The following is a 19,031-nucleotide window of genomic DNA, read 5'->3' as shown; positions in this document are numbered from 1 at the left end:
GACCTTCGCACCTTGCGTTCTTTGCACCAGCCCCCGCCACGCAAGCTGCCTAGCCGGCTCCGATTGCCGTTGCCGGGTCGCATGACGCTTACCACGCTGCTCGGCGCGGCGCTGCTTGCGATGCTTTCGCCTGGCAAGGCGCATGCCGAATTCACCGTCTGCAATCAGACGCTCGATGTCGTCAATCTCGCCGTCGGACAGAAGGTCGACAATGCCGACCAGACGGACGGCTGGTGGACGATCGGTGCCAACCAGTGCGTCAACGTAATCCGCGAGGAGCTGACCAACCGCTACATCTATCTCTACGCCACGGACGTCTTCGGCCACGCGATCCTGAACGGATCGACCGAGATGTGCATCGACCGGCGGCGCTTCTCGATCCGCGGCATCGAGGAGTGCTGGCAGCGCGGCCATATCGCGGCGCGCTTCGTCGAGGTCGACACGCTCGAGCAGGTGCGCTGGACCTATTTCCTGACCGGAAACAGCCCGTGACGCACACGATCGACACGAGCTTCAAACAGAAGAAGCTGGCGCGCCAGGCCGAGGGGCGGCGCAAGCTTTGGCGCCGGGCTCTTGCCGGCCTGGCCACCCTCGCCGTCGTCGCTTCGGCCACCGGCTTCTATCTGACCAGGGACTATTGGTCGTTCGGCGATGAGAACGAGGAGTTGCATCCCGTCGAAGGCATGGAAGACGTGCCGCCCGACGCGTCAGTCTATGTGCCGGCGATCATCGACCTTGCCGGCGATCCGATGTGGATCACGCTCGCGCCCGACGCCGACACCGCCACGAAGGGCAAGACCGTCGCGCGCCCGGCCGAGCTAGACAGTTCCGGGGCTTCGCCGCAGATCGAGATCCTCTCCGATGTGATGCTGAGCGCCAGCGAAAAGTTCATGACGACGATCCCGTCGACGCAGGAGGATTTCGCCTTCTTCCAGGCGCAGCGGCAGGCCGCGCCGAAGCCTTCTGCGACAGCGCCGGTCGATGCGCAACCGGCCCCGCCCGCTCCGGCCGCAGCACCGGGCGATCAACAGGGCGATCCGCAAGGCGATCTGCAGAATGATCTCCAGGCCGCGCCGGACGACAGCAACGCCGGTTCGGCGCCCAAGGCCGATGCCGACGACCCCGAGGCCGGCTGGGGCGAGACCATCGACCAGGGGCAAGCAGCACTCCCGGCTTTCAAGAAAACCGCGATCGAGAACAACACGACCGTCGCGACCGTCACCAGCGAATATCAGCGCTTCGAGGCGACCGAGGACACGTTTGTGAAGATCCTCAACGACCGCAGCCTGGACAGCGTGGCGCTCGACGCGCATTTCTCCGCCGACGACGCCAAGCTTGCCGGCGAGGCGCTGAAGGCGCTGTTCAACCGCGACGGGCTGGAAGCCGGCTTTGTGGTGGCCATGCGCGGGTTCCGGCCGAACCGCGAGACGACGACCATGTCGCTGATGCAGGTCTCCGTCTACGCCAAGAATGTCTATGTCGGCACGCTGACGCGCAATGCGGCCGGCGCCTTCGTGTCGGGCGTCGACCCCTGGGTCCGCGAGGACCTGTTCAACTATTCCGGCGCCTCGGACCAAGGGGGCCCCAAGCGGCAGTACCGCCTGCTCGACGCGATATATTCGACCGCGGCGCGCAACAAGGTGCCGACCAACGTCATCGGCGAGGCGATCATGTACCTGTCCCGCGGGCAGGACCTCGACGCCTTCGCAAGCGAGGATCAGCGCCTGGTGCTGATCTATTCGCAGACGCCACGCGGACAGGGCCAGATTTCCGGAAGGGTGCTTTACGTCGGCGTCCAGGGTACAGACAGGAGTCTGGACTGTTTCGTCTTCCAGCAGAGCGACGGCCAATATGCCTGCGTGACCGGCGATGATCAGGTCCGCTCGCTGGCCGTCACCAACGGCATGGTCACGCCGGTGGCCGGAGTGATGACCTCGACCTTCGGCCCGCGCATGCACCCGATTCTCGGAACGGTTCGGATCCACAAGGGCGTCGACTGGGCGGCACCGGTCGGCACGCCGGTCATGGCCGCCTTCGACGGCGAGATCTCGTTCCAAGGCGATGGCGGCAGCTATGGCAATCTGGTGAAGATCTCGCATGCCAACGGCCGCGAGACGCGCTATGCGCATATGCAGAAATTCGCCATTGCAAGCGGCGTCGGCACCAGGGTGAAGGCCGGCGACATCATCGGCTATATCGGCACCACCGGGCTTTCGACCGGGCCGCATCTGCATTTCGAGCTCTACCAGAACGGCGAGGCTATCGACCCGCTGGGGACGGTCACCACGGTGGCTACCGCCGTTGCCGTCAGCTCCGGCGGTTCCGGCGATACTGCCGTCGAAACGCTCACCGACCGGATCGTGCATGTCGAAAGTGGCGGTAGCGCCCGCGCCAAGAACCCGCTTTCCTCGGCGACCGGCGCCGGCCAGTTCATCTCCAAAACCTGGATCCGGATGATGAACACCTATCGGCCCGACCTTGCCCGCTCGCTGTCGACCGCCGACCTGCTCGCGCTTCGCTACGACGCGACACTGTCGCGCGAAATGGTGCGCAACCTGGCGCGCGAGGGCGAGGCCTATCTGCGCGCGCGCGGCCACCAGATCACCGCCGGTCGCCTCTATCTTTGCCATTTCCTCGGAATGGAAGGCGCGGCCCAGGTTCTGGCGGCGCCCGGCTCGACGCAATTGAGCGCCGTGCTTGGATCGGCCGTCATCCAGGCCAACCCGTTCCTCACTGGCAAGACCGCGAGCTACGTCGTGGACTGGGCCGAGCGGAAGATGGGACAGAAAGTGCCGAGCGTTGTGACCGACCAGGGGCAGCCGACGACGACCACCGAGGTGCGGCAGACGTCGCCCGAGTTCGAAAAGTACAAGCAGGCAATCACTGCGCTGATAGCTTCGATCCTGGGCACGCTGGAGCCCGGCTAGAACCGCGGTTCAGCAAACGTCGTGTTCTCGGCAGGCCGGCTGGTTTTCAGACCCGCTGGCGACCTATTCCGTCCTGATGCGCATTTCCACGCGACGGTTGACCGGATCGTACGGATTGGCGACGCGCGGATGCGACTTGCCGAGGCCGATCGCTTCGAGCCGCGCCGATTCAACGCCGTTCGCCTCGAGGAAGGCCGCCACCGATTGCGCTCTCCGCTGCGACAGGTCCTGGTTGTAGCGATCCGTGCCGGTCGCGTCGGTGTGGCCTTCGACGACGAAGCTGAACGTGCTCAACCGGTTGTCCTTCAGCGCCTTGGCGAACTCGTCCAGCTCCGCGCGGGCGGTCTGGTCGAGCTGGGCCGAATCCAGCGCGAAGTTGATCATCATGTCGAGGCCGGCCTTCTGGGGCGGCGCCTCGCTCTTCTCGGCCTTGCTCTTGCATTCTTCCTCGGTGCCGACACAGATGCCGCGTGACGCGCCAAGATTTCCCTGGCCGGCGAAGAATTTTACGATGTCTTCCGATTTCTGAAGCGGATCGGCGTAAACGTGCGTTGAAAAAAGCACGATCGCCAATGCCAAGGCTGAGCTGCCCCACCGCATGACCGTCACTCCTGTTTGAGCCCTGTTTGAGCGGTTCTTCGCTGGCGCGGACTATATCAAATCCTAAAGCGATTGTCTGTGAACAAGCGCACGTTGCCGATGGCCGCCGCCTGATAAGGTTGACGCTTGACCGGCGCTTGGCCGCGGGTTTCAGTGCTATTTGTGCCGATGCTCGGGGTATGGCAGCGATGGCCAATGAACTCGGATACAGAACGGCAAGGGATCTGTTTCTTGCCTGTCCCGCGATCGCCCGGGACATGAAGTCGCCGGCCGTCGCCCAACCACCGCTGGAATTCTGCCGCGCGCTGCTCGCCGGGCGCGTCCCGGAGGAAGCCGTCACCTTCTGTGCATACCTCCTGCCCGAGCGCGCCGCGGTCTGGTGGGGGCATGAATGCCTGAGCCATCTCGCCGAGCTCCTTGCCGAAAGGGATCTCGAATTGCTGGCGCTCGTCAGCGATTGGGTGGGCGAGCCCGGCAATCCTCGCCATCGGGCGGCGCTGGGCAGCGCTGTCGATCCGTCGCCGGCAACGCCTGCTGCCTGGATCGCCTTGTCGGCGGCGTGGCGTGACCCGGCCTTCGATATGCTGTCGACCGGATTCCCCGCCGCCCACGCCGTCAATGCCGGTATCCTGGCGGGGCTGGCGCGCATCTCGACCGCAGATCGCTTCGCCGTGCTTTCCGCCTTTGTCGAAATGGGCATCCAGATGGTGGAGATGGAGGCGCAGCGGCAATCGGTCGACGCGTATTAGGGAGCATGATCCTTCCGAAAACCGGTTCTCACTTTTCCGGATCATGCTTTTTAGCTTCCGCCTGACAATCACTGGCACCCGCCTTGCGTCCACCTGGCCAAAGCGACCTTGAAGCGGGTGCCGAGCGAATGCTGCAGGCGCAACAGGGAGAGGTCGTTGGCGGCGAAATTCTTCGCCTGCTCACGCCCCGTTCCAACTATTGCAGCCGTCGCAGTTCTTGCCCTGCCAGACCGACTCGTCGAGGCCTTCGACCGGGCTGAAAAGCGGTTCTCCCTTGATCGGTTGGGCTATGCTCTTGCCGTCGATCGCCGCGTCGCCGAACTGACCGGACGAGCGGTTACGACGCCATGCGTCGGGAAAGAACGGTTGTCGGTGACGATACTACCAGCCACCGCCGCCACCGCCGCCGCTCCCACCTAAGGGTGCAATGACGGGCGTGGTTTCGTTCTTGACCGGTTTGATCAGTTTCTTGGCAGTCACCTTCTTCTGCTTGACGACCTTTGGCGTCGTCACGCGAACCTGCGTGGTGCGATGTTTCGTTACCGGCGCCGGTTCGACCCTGGGCGCTATGGTCGTGCACGCAGCGACCGTGAGGGATAGGAATGTTGCGATGAACGCCTGCTTCAATGCCCTGCCCACCATTGCCTCCTTGTTGATCAAAACAGGTCCCGACGCGGATTGGCCTGTTCCCAGATGGCTCTGGCAGTCTTGACCAATTGGTCGTCTACCGAGCCACCGGTCGGGATTTTGGATTTGAGTTCGGAGCGCAGTTGCTTGAGGGCAGCCGCCTTCGGCTTTGCGCCGAACTGCGCCAAGGTCGACCGAGCGACCGGCAACTCGTTGCGCAGATCAAGTCCTGCCGCGAACGCCAGATAGCGGACGGCGACGGCCTGATCGGACTTGTCGCCTTTCTGCATTTCGATGGCCGCGCGATCATAGGCCGCTGAGTAGTCGCCACGGTCGGTCGCCAGTTCGAATAGCCTCTGTGCTTCGGCAAGGTTCTGATCGACGCCGTCACCGTCCCGGTACATGCGCGCAAGACTGCCGGGCGCATATGGTTGGCCGAGATCCATCGCCTTCTGGAAAAGTGCCCGCGCCTGCTTCGTATCCTTCTCGACGCCACGTCCGCTAAGGTAGTTGCGCCCAAGAATGTTCATCGAATACATGTCCTGGCGCTCGACGCCTGCCTTGAGGAAGGCGGCGGCACGAGCCGGGTCGGCGGGCACGCCATTGCGGCCTTCGGTGAAGATCGCAGCGAGATCGTTCATCGCATAGGTGTGGCCCATGGCCGCCGCTTTGAGCAGCAAATCCAAGCCCTTGCCGGTATCGCGCTGGACGCCAAGACCATTGAACAGCGCGCGTCCCCAAGCGGTCATTCCATAAGGATCGCCTTTATCAGACGCCTTAGCGTAGAAGCCATTCGCCTTCGACGGGTCCACGGCCGTTCCTATGCCGGACGAAGCGATGTAACCGAGCTCGAACACAGCGCGGACATGTCCCTTGTCGGCGGCGTCCTGAATGGCCTTCTTCGCCTCGTCGACCTTGCCGGCGGCGAGCAGCGCGCGCCCCAGTTCGTAGTGGAAGCGCGCGACATCGGGATAGGCTTTCACCGCCGCCCGGCAGGCCTCCACCGCGCCGGCGCCGATCTCGTTCGGCAACAGGCCGGGGACGACGCCCTGCAGGTCCAAAGGCTCGCCTGCCTCGGTGTCGCAAGGATCGACGCTTGGCGACAGCTTCATCGTCGCAGGCTTAGACGAGGTGTTATCCGCCGCGATCTCGAAGCCGACGATCAGCGGTTTTGCGGCGCCTATCTGGGGTTCGTAGCGCAGCTGGTCGATTTCATTGGCCCTCAGGCTCGATTGCGGCGACAGGGTCCGATCGGGCAGGGACAGCGTCCCCGTCGCCGGATAGCTCGCGAGCTTCACGCTGACCGCCGGATCCTTGGTCGGCAAATCCAGCTTCAGCGGAACCGGACCGACACCGACGGGAATCTTCACGTCGCGGTTCTCGATCGCCTCGGCGGCGCCGGCGATGTGGATGCCACGCTCCGCCACCTGCTGCTTCTGCTCGGACTCCAGCGAGGCCACGAGCTGCTTGCCGGCGGCGCCGTCGCCATTCTTGACCCTGAACACCAGAATGCCTTGCGATCCGCCGCCCCATTCGTCATGCGCGGCATAGGCCAGCATATCGACCTGGTCCTCGGTGTCGGCGCCCTTCGGCACATCCATCGCGAGTCGCGGCAGATCCTTGCCCTCTATGGGCTGGCCCGTTGCGACCGGCCTGTTGTCCAGGATCAGACGCCCCAGCGCCGGCGGTCTTTCGATGCTGATAGTGACCGCGCCGCCGTCGACGTCGACGGGCACCGGCAGGTCGAGCACGACAGGCCCGACGCCGGCCGGCACGGTCTTTTCCAGCACCGGCGGCAAAGCGGGCCGGCTGGCGCGGCGCATGAGCACCACCTCGTCGATCAGCGAGGAATTCTCCCACGGAACCTGGGCGCCCTTGGTGGCCTCGACCACGTCGCGGCGCACGGCCGCCATGACCGAGCGTATCTCCTGGTTGGGCGCCAGCGCGCGGCGGGAGAAGGCGGATGAAAACGGGCTGAGATCGCCGGACCCGTCATAGGCGACGGCGCCGGGCTCCGTGGCGAAGGCGATCAGCGTGTTCAGCGAGCTTTTCACCTGGGCGAGGCCGGTGCCGCCGGCCGCGATCAACTGGTCGCGCAGCCAGTAATCCTTGCGCGGAAACGGATTGTTGCGGCAGGCGTCGAGAATGATCACCTGGATCTTCGATTTGGCGCGCAACTGCTGCAGGACGTCGTCGAGCTTGACCGCCTGGACCTCGATATCGGCCGCAGCCTTCAGCGATGCATCGACCGGGATCAGGAAATTCTCGCCGCCAATCTGAAAGCCGTGGCCCGAATAATAGACGACCGCGAGATCGGCGCCGTCGGCCGCGGCGAGATAATTGCGGAACTCCTTCTCGAACTGGAGCTTGGTGAGGTCCTTGGCGACGAACACATCGAACCCGGCCAGCCGAAACGTGTTCGAAACGTCCTCGGCATCCTTGTCAGGATTCTTCAGGGCCGGAATTTCGCGGTATTCGGAATTGCCTATGACAAGCGCAACCCTTCGATCGGCACGCGCCTGCACCGTCGTGAGACCCACGAAGATCAAGGCTGCAATCAGCACACAGCGTCGCAGCATGGCAAAATCCCTAACTGCTATCTCCAGTCGGCCACAAGAACGCAGCTTGCGTCATCGCGGTCTGTTAAAGACTTCACAATCTGCCAAAATGGCAAGGACCGCCGCTGCAGGGCAGCTCGCGCATCCAATAGACTGCTAAAATAACTCAGAGACCGAGGCGCCGCAATGACCTGGGAGGGGCGCGGGGCCAAGTGTCGATGCAGGACCGCCGTAGCGATGCACGCCGGCCGCGGCGAGCATCTACTTCACCGGCCATTGCCTCCGCGCTGCACTCCGCGTTTACTATTGCGCCATACCAGCCGTCGAGAGCCACATGCTGATAGAGACGAAGCTCCAGCCGCCTCATTTGCGCGACGCCCTTGTTCAAAGGCCGCGGCTGCTGCGCACCCTGGACGCGGCGACGGCGGGAAAGCTGACGGTGGTGACCTCGCCCGCCGGCTTCGGCAAATCGACCCTGCTGTCGCAATGGGCCGCCGGCATATCCGGCGGCATAGCCCAGGTCGCGTGGCTATCAATCGACCGGCTGGACAACGATCTCGCCCGCTTCCTCAAATATCTCGCCGCCGCCTTCCACCGCGTGGACCCCGACATTGCCGGCAACGCGGAATCGCTGATCGACTCCAGCCCGGTGACGCCGATCGATTCCATCCTCACCGCCATTATCAACCAATTATCGCGTCGCGCCGCGCCGATCTACCTCGTTCTCGACGATGCGCATCTGATCGTCTCCGGCGAGATAGCCGCCTGCATCAACATGCTGGTCGCCTATGCGCCGCCCGCCTTGCGCATCGTGCTCGCGACCCGCGGCGAGCTGCCGCTCGAGCTTGCCCATATGAAGATGAAGGGGCATGTGGTCAGCCTCGGCGACAGCGACTTGCGCTTTTCGCTCGAGGAGACCGAGGACTATCTTGCCAATGTCTGCGGCCTCGACCTCGCCGTCTCGGCCGTGGTGGCGCTCCACCACAAGACCGAAGGCTGGCCGGCCGGCCTGCAGCTTGCCGCCTTGGCTTTGGCGCATGAGGGCTCGCGGGAAGCCTTCATCGCCGAATTTTCCGGCAGCCAGCGCGACGTGGCGATGTTCCTCACGCACGATGTGCTCGCCAGGCAGGCGCCCTACATCCAGGATTTCCTGCTCAGGACCTCTATCCTCGATCGCTTCTGCCTGGGCCTCGTCGAGGCGGTCTGTCCGGGACGGGACTGCGCCGCAGCGCTGGCCGCCATCGAGCAGTCGAACCTTTTCCTCATCGCGCTCGATTCCTCGGGACAATGGTTCCGCTATCACCACCTGTTCTCGGAGTTCCTGCGCAACAAGCTGGATGGCTGGGCGCCCGGGGCACGCACGGACCTGCATCGCTCAGCCGCCGCCTGGCTGGCAGCCCGAGGCTATATCTCCGACGCGGTCGACCACGCGCTTGCCAGCGGCGACGCCGACCATGCGGCGCGCCTGGTCGAGGAATGCGCCATGCCGCTGACCATGCAGGGCCATATCCCCAAGCTGACGGAGTGGCTGAACCACCTTCCCCCGGACCTTATCGCCGCCCGCCCCCGCCTGCTCCTTGCGCGCGTCTGGGCACAGTTCCACATGAGCCGGCCGCGCCAGGCGGTCCGCATCCTCAAACAGGCCAAGATCCTGATCGGGCAGCTTGCCGAGCGCGGCGAGATCGACCGCGCGACCACCCGCTCGCTCAAGGCCGAGCTGCAGACGCTGACGGCCGGCGTCATCAGTGCCACCGACCGCTCCCGCACCGCGACCCGGGTCGCCTCGCGCTGGCTTGCGGATTTTCCCGAAGACGAGCCTTTCGCGCGCGGCACGCTCGCCAATATCTGCGCCTTCAGCCACTATTCGCTCGGCGAGCTGGATGCCGCACGCTTGCGAAGCCTCGCGGCACGCGACCATCATGCCGCCGCCAACTCGGTCTTCGGCATCGTCTATTGCGACCTGTTGCTGGGCCTGGTCGAGATCTCCGCCGGCAACCTGGCCGAGGCGCGCCGATTGCTCGACCGCGCCTGCCGGCTCGCCCGCGAGCGCCTGGGACCCGGCTCCTACACCGAAGCGATGACGGCGATCTTCCATGTCGAGCTCGCCTATGAATGGAACGACCTGCAGGGCGCCGAGCGCATCCTGCACCAGCATCGGCAGATCATCGAGGAATGCGGGCTCGTCGTGCATGAAATGGCCTGCAAGCTGCATCTTGCGCGGCTCTCCGCTGCGCATGGGCGGCACGACGAGGCCATCGTCTTCCTCGAACGCGCCGAGCGGCTGGGCATCGAGAAGCGCTACCGCCGCCTGACTGCGGCCGCGCTGAACGAGCGGGTGCGGTTGCTGTTGTCGCGCGGCGACGTCCGCGCCGCCCGGCTGGCGCTGCGTTCGCGCGGCATCGAGCCTTCGGCCGAAAGCCGGCCAGCCCCGATCCATCCGCTCGACGAATATGCCCATATCGGCGCCGCGCGCGTGCTGATCGCCGAGGACCACCCGGCCAAGGCCATCGCCGTGCTCGACCGTATCGCCGAGCGCATGCGCCGCGACGGCCGCCTGCGCGGCTTCATGCAGGTGCGTGCGCTGGTAGCGATCGCCGCGCACGGCGCGGGCGAAACGCTGCTGGCCCTGGCGGCGGTGGTCGACGTCGTCACCCTGGCGCTGCCGCAGAACGCATTGCGCTCCCTCATCGATGAAGGCCTGCCGATGCGCGAGGTGCTCGAATTCGCCCGCTCACGAATTCCGGCCTGGTCACGCAATTCGAGCACGGCCACCTTTGTCGACACGCTCCTGCGCGAGCTGGGCAAGACCGCGCCTGAGCGTGCGCGCCCGATAGCGATCGCTGTGAAGAAGCAGATGCTGAGCAGCAAGGAAACCGATGTCGCCGCCCTGCTTCTGCGCGCCTACACCAACCGCCAGCTGGCGGAGTCGCTGTCCATGGCGCCCGACACGGTGAAGTGGCATTTGAAGAACATCTTCGGCAAGCTTGGCGTTTCAAGTCGGACGGAAGCGGTCCTCAAGCTGAAGGAAATCGGGCTAGATGCCGCCACCGAGCGGCAATTGGCTGGCTGAGCAATCTTCAGTCCGCAATTGCGCCGCGACAAGAACTACCCGAATGGGTGGGCTTAAAAAAGCCACCCGTTACCCGAAGGTGTCGGGACAGCGCTAATGTAGCGGGCCATCATCCGGTCGAGATACGCTGGGTGGTGCCGCATGGCGACTGGTTTCGTTTTCCACGAACTTTATCTTTGGCACAACACCTGGAACTGGAACCAGGTCTTCCCGCCGAGCCTGACGGTCCAGCCTGGCACGCATGCCGAAAATCCCGAGACCAAGCGCCGCCTGCGCAACCTGCTGGAAGTGAGCGGCATCCTCGACCATCTGGTCACCATCAAACCGCGGCGCGCCACGGTCGAGGAACTGTCGCGGGTCCACACGCCTGCGCATATCGCCAAGATCAGGGAGATCAGCGACCGCGGCTATGGAGACGCCAGTTCGCTGACCCCGCTCGGCGCCGGCAGCTATGAGATCGCGCTCCTGGCAGCCGGCGGCGCCATCAAGGCGATGGAGGCCGTCATCACCGGCGAGGTCGACAATGCCTATGCGCTGATCCGTCCTCCAGGCCATCACGCCACCGCCGATGTCGGTATGGGCTTCTGCCTGTTCTCGAACGCCGCTATCGCCATCCGCCATGCGCAGCAGTTGCACGGCCTCACGCGCATCGCGACCGTCGACTGGGACGTGCATCACGGCAACGGCACGCAGGCGATCTTCTACGACGATCCGAGCGTGCTTTCGATATCGCTGCACCAGGACAATCTGTTCCCGGCCAATTCCGGCGCGATCGCCGAAAATGGCGAGGGCAAGGGCAAGGGCTTCAACATCAACGTCCCGCTGCCGCCGGGGTCCGGTCCCGGCGCCTACGCCGCGGCGTTCGAGCGCGTGGTGCTCCCGGCGCTGACACGCTTCAAGCCGGAGCTGATCGTGGTGCCCTCGGGCTTCGACGCTTCCGGCGTCGATCCGATGGGGCGCATGCTGATGAATTCCAGCGGCTATCGCAGACTGGCGCGCATGCTGCTCGACGCGGCGCGCGAGCTGTGCGGCGGGCGCCTGGTGATGACGCATGAGGGCGGCTACTCCGAAATGTACGTGCCCTATTGCGGCCTAGCGGTGATCGAGGAGCTTTGCGGGCACCGCACGGGCGTCGAGGACCCGTGGGACCAGCTGATGGGACAATGGGGTGGAATGTCGGCGCAGCCGCATCAGACGGCAATCATCGACCAGGCTGCCGAACTGGTCAAAAACATAAACTGACAAAAAACAAGGGGAATCGAGATGAAGCGCAGTTCGAAACTGACCACTCCGAATGTGATTGCCGGCTCTCGCCGCAATTTCCTGATCAAGGGCGGCCTTGCCACCGCCGCGACGCTGACCGGCATGCCGGCCATGCTGTTTTCGATGAACAACGAGGCGCGCGCCGAAGGCGACCCGATCCCGGTCGGCCAGTGCGGGCCGACCACTGATTTCGCCGCGCCCGACGGCATCGAGTTCAAGAACGGCCTGACGCTTGCCTGCGAGGAGATCAACGCGCTGGGCGGCATCCTCGGCCGGCCGCTCGAGCCGTCCTTCGAGGACACCGCGCAGATGGGCGACGCCACCAACGTTCAGGCGGCGCAGCGGCTCGTCGACCGGCACGGCGTGCACGCCATCCTCAACGGTTACAACATTGGCTCCGGCGCCGCGATCCAGGAGGTCGCCGCCGACAACGGCATCATCTACGTCCACTACGACACCACGATCGGCCACAACAATCTGGTGAAGTCCAACCCGGACCGCTACTGGGGTTCGTTCCAGGGCGATCCGGCCGAATACTGGTATGGCCCCGGCTTCCTGAAATTCCTGCAGGGACTGGAGGAGAACGGCGAGTGGAAGCGCAAGAACAACAAGATGGCGGTGATCCTGTCGGCCGGCGTCTATGCCTCCAACATCGCTAACGCCGTCAAGGAACAGGCTAAGAGCTATGGCTGGGACATCAGCCTGTTCGAGACCGTCAGCGTGCCGGCGTCCGAGTGGGGCCCGACGCTGGCCAAGATCCGCCAGGATCCGCCGGCGGTGATCTGCATCACGCACTTCCTGCCGGCCGATCTCGGGCAGTTCGCGCTGCAGTTCGCCTCGAACCCGACGCCGAGCCTGGTCTATATGCAATACGGCCCGTCGATCCCAGCCTTCCGCGACATCGCCAAGCAGGCCGCCAACGGCATCATCTACGCGACCGTCGTCGGCGCGCTGCAGGACGAGATCGGCACTGCCTTCGAGAAGCGCTACAAGGAAAAGTTCGGCCCGAACGCCGGCCATAATTCCGGCGCGCAGCCCTATGACGGCGCCTATGTCTGGGCGACAGCCGCCGCACTTGCCGGCGGCACGGGCGAACCCGGCAACAACGACCAGAACCGCAAGGTTGCAGCCCGGATGAGCTCGATGATATGGCGCGGCGTGACCGGCACGACCCGCTTCATGCCGCTCGAGAACGCAGCCTACACCTATCCTACGCAGGTCAACGATTCATCGCTCGGCATGCCGCATCAGTTCCTGCAGATCCAGGACTACACCAAGGGTCCCGGCCTGATCGCGCCGGCGCCATACGGCACGACCAAGTTCATGATGCCGCCATGGATCAAGGCCTAGCCGGATGACGCAAGACGCCGCCGCGACGCCATTGCTGTCGTGCAGGCATGTCGGCAAGTCCTTCGGCGCGCTCGCGGCGGTCCGCGATCTCTCCTTCGATGTCGGGGCTGGAGAAATACTCGGCATCGGCGGGCCGAACGGTGCCGGCAAGACGACGCTGTTCGAGGTGATCTCGGGGCTGAACCCAGCCACCAAGGGTGCGATCGTGCTCGACGGCCAGGACATCACCAAGCATGCGCCCGAGCAGATCTGCCACGCCGGCGTCGCCCGCACCTTCCAGCTGAATGCCGGCTTCGACAGCATGACCGCGCGCGAGAACGTGCTGGTCGGCGCCTATTTTGGCCGCAACAACCGGGCCGTGCCGACGCTGCGCGCCGGCCGCGCGGCGCATGAGGCCGCCGATGCCGCACTTGAGATGCTCGGCATCGCCGACCGCGCAGACAAGGTCACCGGGAAGCTGCCGGTGCTTGACCGCAAGCTCTTGATGATGGCCAGCGCCATGGCGACGAAGCCGAAACTGCTTCTGATGGACGAGCCCGTCGGCGGCCTTACGGCGCGCGAGGTCGACCGTGTGATGGATGCCGTGCGCGCCATCAAGGCGGCAGGCGTCACCATCATCCTCATCGAGCATGTGATGCGCTTCCTGGTGCGCCTCTCCGACCGCATCATGATCATGCATCACGGCGAAAAGATATTCGAAGGCCTGCCGACGAAGCTCCTCGACGACCGCACCGTTGTCGACGTCTATCTCGGCCAGGGTGCCTCTGAGCGGCTGCGCTCCTTCATGGAAAACACGCATGGCTGAGGCAACTCTCGAGATCGTCGACGCGAGCGCCGGCTACGCCGGCCGCATCGTGCTCGACGCCATCAAACTTTCGGCAAGGAAGGGCGAGCTCACCGCCATTGTCGGCCCCAACGGACATGGCAAGAGCACCCTGCTCAAGGCGATTTCCGGGCTGGTGCCGGTGACGTCCGGCGAGATCCGCCTCGATGGCTCGCGCATCGACCGCCTGCGCCCCGACCAGATCGTCGAACGCGGCGTCATCCAGGTTCCGCAGGGCGACCTGCTCTTTCCGGCGATGACCGTGCACGAAAACCTGTTGATGGGCGCATATGCCAACAGCGACGGACTGGCCGAACGGCTCGATTTCGTCTTCACGCTGCTGCCCAAGCTTAAGGAGCGCCGCAACCAGACCGCCGGCACGCTCTCCGGCGGCGAGCGCCGCATGTGCGGCATCGGCCGCGGCCTGATGGCGGGCGGCGAGGTGCTGATGCTGGACGAGCCCTCGCTCGGACTGGCGCCAATAGTCATCGAGCAAATCTACGAGGTCATCTTCAACCTCAGGCGCAAGGGACGCACCATCCTTCTCGTCGAGGAAAATGCCGAGCGGATCGCCGAGCATGCCGACATGATCCACCTGCTCGACAATGGCCGCATCGCCTGGTCGGGCCTGGGCGTCGAACTTATGGCGCGCCCGGAAATCGTCGAAACCTATCTCGGAGTGTGAGCGATGGACGTCCTGATCCAGATCGTCGCGTCCGGCCTGACGCTCGGCGCCATGTACGCGGTCGCAACCATCGGCCTCTCGCTGGTCTACGGCTCGCTCAACATGCTCAACATGGCGCATGGCGCCATCCTGACACTCGGCGGCTATATCTGCTACGCGGCCATCGTCCATGCCGGCCTGCATCCAACACTGGCGCTGCTCGCCGCCGCGTTCGTCTGCGCGCTGGTCGGCCTGATGATCTATTTCAGCGCGGCGCTGCCGCTGCTCAGGGCCGAGAATTTCGAGACCAACATCTTCATCGCCACGATCGGCATCGGCAGCGTCATAGAGAACCTGATGCTCAAGGGTTTTGGACCTTATCCGATCCCGCAGCCGCTCGCCGTCGACGGCCAGGTCGTCATCGGCAATGTGCATATACCGCTGCAGAACGTGTTCATCCTCGGCGTCGCCATCGTGCTGATGGTGGGGGTCGCCATCCTCCTGCAGCGCACCAGCGCCGGCCGCGCCATCCGCGCCACTTCGATGAACCGCGAAGCGGCGCAGCTCATGGGCGTCAGGGTCGGCCGGATCTACGCGCAGGTGCTGGCGCTCTCCGGCGCGCTCGCCGCCGTTTCCGGCATCATGATCAGCTCGATCGCCACGCTGACGCCGGTGATGGGCGGCGACCCCATGCTGAAGGCCTTCATCGTCTGCGTGGTTGCGGGCCTTGGCAATGTCTACGGCGCGGTGGTCGCGGCGATCGCGCTTGGGCTGCTCGAGGCCGCCACGCAATATGTGCTCGGCGTGCGCTGGAGCTTCGCCACCTTGCTGCTTCTCGTCATCCTCGTGCTTATCTGGCGGCCCTACGGCCTGTTCGGCAAACAGCAGGTGGTGCGCCTATGAAATCGATCCGCCGCGACATCCTGATCGGCCTCGTCTGCCTGGCTCTCGCCGTCGCGCTGCCGTTCGCCATGCCAGGGCGCTATGTCATCACGCAGTCGACGCTGTTCTTCATCTGGGCGATCGTCGTGGTGCAGTGGAACCTCGTACTCGGCATAGGCGGCATCTTCTCGCTGGCGCAGATGGCGCTGTTCGCCACCGGCGCCTACGCCACCGCGATGCTGGGTTTCTACTGGAAGGTGCCCATGCTTGCCGCCGTCCCGATGGCCGGCGTGATCACCGTCGCGGTCGGCATGCTGATCGGCCTCGCCTGCCTGCGCCTGCGCGGCCCTTACGTGGCGCTGCTGACGCTGGCGATCGCGCAGGTCATGTATGTGCTCATCGTCAACGACACCGATTGCTTCACCACCACCGGCGGCTGCATGCCGCTGTTCGGCGGCGTGCGCGGCATCGGCCAGTTCGGCGACATCGGCCTGCGCGCGCTGTTCCCGTCGAAATGGTACGTCGCCCATTATTATGTCGGGCTGGCGCTGCTGGCTGTCGCGGTGACGATCTCGATCATCGTCATCCGGGGACCGCTCGGCCTCGCCTTTCGGGCGCTGCGCGACAACCCGGGCTACGCCATGTCGCGCGGCATCAGTCGTTTCAAATACCAGCTCTGGATTTTCGCCGTATCCGCCTTCTTCACCGGCATCGCCGGCGGCTTCTACGCCATCCATTTCCGCGTCGTCGGCCCGACGGTGTTTTCCTTCTCGACGCTGCTGTTCCTGATCGCGATGATCGTCATCGGCGGCCTCGGCTCGATATGGGGACCCCTGCTCGGCGCCGCCGTGCTGATGCTGGCCGACGAAGGCATGCGGGAGTTGTCCGACTACCGCAATATCGGCCTTGGGCTGCTGCTGGCGGTCTTCGTCATCGCATGGCCGAACGGACTGAACGGCTGGCTGCAGAGGAGCCGCGCCAGCCGCAATTGACGATAGCTTCCGTCGGCGCTCTCTTCCGGGTCAGGCGCCGCTCCACACCGCATCCGGTACCACCACCAGCTTGCCGACGAAGTCCTTGCGCATGAAGTCGGTCTGGGCGCGGTGGAAGTCCGACAGTTTGTAGACCCCGCCGACCAGCGGCTTGATCTTCTCTTCCTCGATGTAGCGCACGATGCGGCGGAAGTCGGCGCGTGTGCCCTGGCTCGAGCCATGCAGTTGGAGCTGCTTCAGATACATGGTGCGCAGGTCGAGCTGCACGACCGGGCCGGCAATGGCGCCCGCAGTGGTGTAGCGGCCCTCGGGCCGCAGGATGCGCAACAGGTCGTTGAAGATGGCGCCGCCGACCAGATCGGCCACCACCTCGATGGGCTGGCCGCCTGTCGCATCGCTGACGGCGGCGGGCAGATCGGCCACGCCGCGCGTGATCACCTTCTCGGCGCCGATGTCGAGCACGGCCTGCTCCTTGCCCTTGCCGACGACGGCATAGGGGATGGCGCCGCGCGCCCGCGCCAGTTGCACGATGCCGGAGCCGACGCCGCCAGACGCGCCGGTGACCAGCACCCGCTCGCCGGCCTTCAGCGCCGCGCGCTCCAGCATCTGCTCGCCGGTGAGATAGGCGCAGCAAAAAGTGGCGAGCTCGACATCGCTCAGGTCGGTGTCGACAACATGGGCGTTCTCAGCCGGCAGCGCTTGGTATTCGGCGTAACCGCCGTCGCGGCCATGGCCCATATAGTCGATGTCGGCCAGCGAATCGTCGTCGCGGTTGTAGATCGAGAAGTCGACCATGACGCGCTCGCCGATGCGGCTCACTGGCACGCCGTCGCCGACGGCGACGATCGTGCCCACCGTGTCGGTGCCCTGGATGCGCGGAAAAGTCAGCGTGTTGCCTTGCCGGCGCCAGGTGGAGACCGCTCCGGCATCCTCCTCCGTGCCATAGGCGCCCTGGCGCACCCAGACATCGGTGTTGTTCATGCCGCAGGCGCTGACCTTGACCAGCACTTCGCCGGCGACAGGCGCAGGCACCTTCACATCGGTGCGGTAGACGAGCTTCTCCAGGCCGCCGTGGCCGGTTAGCTGCACGGCGGCCATTGTGGCGGGAACGGTTCTTGTCATGGCATTCATGGCGCTTCTCAGATGCTGGCGAGGACGCCGTTCACGGCGTCGGCGGTCTTGGCGACGATGATGTCGGCTTCCTCGCGCGTCAGGCAAAGCGGCGGCGCGAAGCCGAGGATGTCGCCCTGGGGCATGGCGCGGCCGATGACGCCGCTGGCGGCCAGCGCCGTGGCGATCTGCGGCCCGACCTTCAGCGCCGGATCGAAGAAGACGCGGTCGTCGCGATCCTTGACGAACTCTATTGCGGCCAGCATGCCGTCGCCGCGTACCTCGCCAACATGCTTATGACCGCCGACGGCCTTGGCAAGCTCGGCGCGGAAATAGGCACCGGTCTCGCCAGCGTTCCGCACCAGGTCCATCTCGTCGATCAGCTCGAGATTGGCGACGCCGGCGGCAACGCAGATCGGGTGCGCCGAATAGGTCCAGCCATGCCCCAGCGAGCCCAGCTTGTCGGAACCCTTGACCAGCACCTGCCAGACCTTGTCGGAAACGATGACGCCGGACAGCGGCGCGTAAGCCGAGGTAAGTCCCTTGGCGATGGTGATCAGGTCCGGCCTGATGCCATAGTGATCCGAGCCGAACATGGTGCCGAGACGGCCGAAGCCGGTCACCACCTCGTCGGCGACGAGCAGCACGTCATACTTGTTCAGCACGGCCTGGATCTTTTCCCAGTAGCCAGCCGGCGGCGGCACGATGCCGCCGGTGCCGAGGATCGGCTCGCCGATGAAGGCCGCGACGGTGTCCGGACCTTCGGCAAGGATCATCTCTTCCAGCTTGTCGGCGCAATACTGCGAGAACTGCTCCTCGCTCATCGAGCGGTCGGCGCGGCGGAAATAGTACGGCGCCTCGGTGTGCAGGATCGGCTCGCGCGGCAGGTCGAACGCATTGTGGAACAGTTCCAACCCGGTCAGCGAGCCGGTCATCACGCCGGAACCGTGGTAGCCGCGCCAGCGCGAGATGATCTTCTTCTTTTCAGGACGGCCGAGGACGTTGTTGTAGTACCAGATCAGCTTGATGTTGGTCTCGTTGGCGTCTGAGCCGGAGAGGCCGAAATAGACACGGCTCATGCCCTTCGGCGCGCGGTCGATGATCATCTTGGCAAGCGTGATCGCGGCCTCCGTGCCGTGGCCGACATAGGCGTGATAATAGGCCAGGTTCTTCGCCTGCTCGGCGATTGCGTCGGCAATCTTCTGGCGGCCATAACCGACATTGACGCAATAGAGGCCGGCAAAGGCATCGATGCTCTTCTTGCCGGTGTTGTCCCAGACCGTGACGCCCTCGCCGCCGGCCATGATGCGCGCCGGTGACTCGCCGCGTGCGTGCGTGCCCATATGCGTCGAGGGATGGAAGAAGTGGTCGCGATCCCAGGCCGAAAGTTCGTTGGATTGTTCGAGCATTTTTTTC

General features: G+C 64.9%; 15 protein-coding genes. 10 read left to right on the top strand and 5 right to left on the bottom strand.

Going from position 1 to position 19,031, the window contains the following annotated elements; all coding sequences use genetic code 11:
- Positions 1–81 precede the first annotated feature (81 nt).
- Positions 82–492: a DUF1036 domain-containing protein gene (locus P9272_RS00915; RefSeq protein WP_278158125.1), complete on the top strand. Its 411-nt coding sequence runs from the start codon at positions 82–84 to the stop codon at positions 490–492.
- Positions 489–2,927 carry a M23 family metallopeptidase gene (locus tag P9272_RS00910; protein ID WP_278158123.1) on the top strand — a complete coding sequence of 813 codons (2,439 nt, stop codon included), beginning with the start codon at positions 489–491 and terminating at the stop codon, positions 2,925–2,927. Before P9272_RS00915 ends, P9272_RS00910 begins: the two co-directional genes overlap by 4 nt.
- 63 nt (positions 2,928–2,990) lie before the next feature.
- Here the strand turns inward: P9272_RS00910 and P9272_RS00905 are convergent, their stop codons facing one another.
- Positions 2,991–3,527: an OmpA family protein gene (locus P9272_RS00905; RefSeq protein WP_278158121.1), complete on the bottom strand. Its 537-nt coding sequence runs from the start codon at positions 3,525–3,527 to the stop codon at positions 2,991–2,993.
- 26 nt (positions 3,528–3,553) lie between these two features.
- Here P9272_RS00905 and P9272_RS00900 point away from each other — a divergent pair, with 26 nt between their 5' ends.
- The gene (locus P9272_RS00900) at positions 3,554–4,276 is read left to right on the top strand and encodes a hypothetical protein (protein WP_278158120.1); all 723 of its coding nucleotides are present in this window, start codon (positions 3,554–3,556) and stop codon (positions 4,274–4,276) included.
- A gap of 381 nt (positions 4,277–4,657) precedes the next feature.
- Here the strand turns inward: P9272_RS00900 and P9272_RS00895 are convergent, their stop codons facing one another.
- Positions 4,658–4,936, bottom strand: a complete 279-nt coding sequence (locus tag P9272_RS00895; protein WP_278158119.1) for a hypothetical protein — start codon at positions 4,934–4,936, stop codon at positions 4,658–4,660.
- The gene (locus P9272_RS00890) at positions 4,933–7,482 is read right to left on the bottom strand and encodes a caspase family protein (RefSeq protein WP_278158118.1); all 2,550 of its coding nucleotides are present in this window, start codon (positions 7,480–7,482) and stop codon (positions 4,933–4,935) included. Before P9272_RS00890 ends, P9272_RS00895 begins: the two co-directional genes overlap by 4 nt.
- 313 nt (positions 7,483–7,795) lie before the next feature.
- Between P9272_RS00890 and P9272_RS00885 the strand changes: the two genes are divergently transcribed.
- The 7 genes from P9272_RS00885 (at position 7,796) to P9272_RS00855 (ending at position 16,505) form a co-directional block, all read left to right on the top strand.
- Complete coding sequence (locus P9272_RS00885; protein WP_278158117.1) at positions 7,796–10,531, top strand: LuxR C-terminal-related transcriptional regulator; 2,736 nt, start codon at positions 7,796–7,798, stop codon at positions 10,529–10,531.
- A 141-nt stretch (positions 10,532–10,672) separates the two neighbouring features.
- Positions 10,673–11,773 (top strand): class II histone deacetylase, encoded by a 1,101-nt coding sequence (locus P9272_RS00880; protein WP_278158116.1) that lies wholly within the window; start codon positions 10,673–10,675, stop codon positions 11,771–11,773.
- 21 nt (positions 11,774–11,794) lie between these two features.
- Positions 11,795–13,144, top strand: coding sequence for an ABC transporter substrate-binding protein (locus P9272_RS00875; RefSeq protein WP_278158115.1), 1,350 nt, complete (start codon positions 11,795–11,797; stop codon positions 13,142–13,144).
- Between the two features lie 4 nt (positions 13,145–13,148).
- On the top strand, positions 13,149–13,949 hold the full coding sequence (locus P9272_RS00870) for an ABC transporter ATP-binding protein (RefSeq protein WP_128259671.1): 801 nt from the start codon (positions 13,149–13,151) through the stop codon (positions 13,947–13,949).
- Entirely contained in the window at positions 13,942–14,652 is a 711-nt protein-coding gene (locus tag P9272_RS00865) for an ABC transporter ATP-binding protein (protein ID WP_278158114.1), read from the top strand. The genes P9272_RS00870 and P9272_RS00865 overlap by 8 nt, the downstream gene beginning before the upstream one ends.
- A 3-nt stretch (positions 14,653–14,655) precedes the next feature.
- Positions 14,656–15,534: a branched-chain amino acid ABC transporter permease gene (locus P9272_RS00860; protein ID WP_278158113.1), complete on the top strand. Its 879-nt coding sequence runs from the start codon at positions 14,656–14,658 to the stop codon at positions 15,532–15,534.
- Positions 15,531–16,505 carry a branched-chain amino acid ABC transporter permease gene (locus P9272_RS00855; RefSeq protein ID WP_278158112.1) on the top strand — a complete coding sequence of 325 codons (975 nt, stop codon included), beginning with the start codon at positions 15,531–15,533 and terminating at the stop codon, positions 16,503–16,505. The genes P9272_RS00860 and P9272_RS00855 overlap by 4 nt, the downstream gene beginning before the upstream one ends.
- Before the next feature lie 30 nt (positions 16,506–16,535).
- Here P9272_RS00855 and P9272_RS00850 read toward each other — a convergent pair whose 3' ends face one another.
- Positions 16,536–17,636 (bottom strand): alcohol dehydrogenase family protein, encoded by a 1,101-nt coding sequence (locus P9272_RS00850; RefSeq protein ID WP_278158111.1) that lies wholly within the window; start codon positions 17,634–17,636, stop codon positions 16,536–16,538.
- A gap of 8 nt (positions 17,637–17,644) precedes the next feature.
- Positions 17,645–19,024 (bottom strand): aspartate aminotransferase family protein, encoded by a 1,380-nt coding sequence (locus P9272_RS00845; protein WP_278158110.1) that lies wholly within the window; start codon positions 19,022–19,024, stop codon positions 17,645–17,647.
- Between the last annotated feature and the right edge of the window lie 7 nt (positions 19,025–19,031).

It is taken from the genome of Mesorhizobium sp. WSM4976 (genome assembly GCF_029625685.1).
In the GTDB taxonomy this organism is placed as follows: domain Bacteria; phylum Pseudomonadota; class Alphaproteobacteria; order Rhizobiales; family Rhizobiaceae; genus Mesorhizobium.
This window is presented reverse-complemented; position numbering and strand designations above follow the sequence as displayed.

Coding starts and splice junctions, on each gene's coding strand:
- P9272_RS00875 (WP_278158115.1), top strand. CDS start 11,795: ATGAAGCGCAGTTCGAAACTGACCACTCCGAATGTGATTGCCGGCTCT.
- P9272_RS00860 (WP_278158113.1), top strand. CDS start 14,656: ATGGACGTCCTGATCCAGATCGTCGCGTCCGGCCTGACGCTCGGCGCC.
- P9272_RS00865 (WP_278158114.1), top strand. CDS start 13,942: ATGGCTGAGGCAACTCTCGAGATCGTCGACGCGAGCGCCGGCTACGCC.
- P9272_RS00855 (WP_278158112.1), top strand. CDS start 15,531: ATGAAATCGATCCGCCGCGACATCCTGATCGGCCTCGTCTGCCTGGCT.
- P9272_RS00915 (WP_278158125.1), top strand. CDS start 82: ATGACGCTTACCACGCTGCTCGGCGCGGCGCTGCTTGCGATGCTTTCG.
- P9272_RS00870 (WP_128259671.1), top strand. CDS start 13,149: ATGACGCAAGACGCCGCCGCGACGCCATTGCTGTCGTGCAGGCATGTC.
- P9272_RS00885 (WP_278158117.1), top strand. CDS start 7,796: ATGCTGATAGAGACGAAGCTCCAGCCGCCTCATTTGCGCGACGCCCTT.
- P9272_RS00880 (WP_278158116.1), top strand. CDS start 10,673: ATGGCGACTGGTTTCGTTTTCCACGAACTTTATCTTTGGCACAACACC.
- P9272_RS00845 (WP_278158110.1), bottom strand. CDS start 19,024: ATGCTCGAACAATCCAACGAACTTTCGGCCTGGGATCGCGACCACTTC.
- P9272_RS00850 (WP_278158111.1), bottom strand. CDS start 17,636: ATGAATGCCATGACAAGAACCGTTCCCGCCACAATGGCCGCCGTGCAG.
- P9272_RS00905 (WP_278158121.1), bottom strand. CDS start 3,527: ATGCGGTGGGGCAGCTCAGCCTTGGCATTGGCGATCGTGCTTTTTTCA.
- P9272_RS00890 (WP_278158118.1), bottom strand. CDS start 7,482: ATGCTGCGACGCTGTGTGCTGATTGCAGCCTTGATCTTCGTGGGTCTC.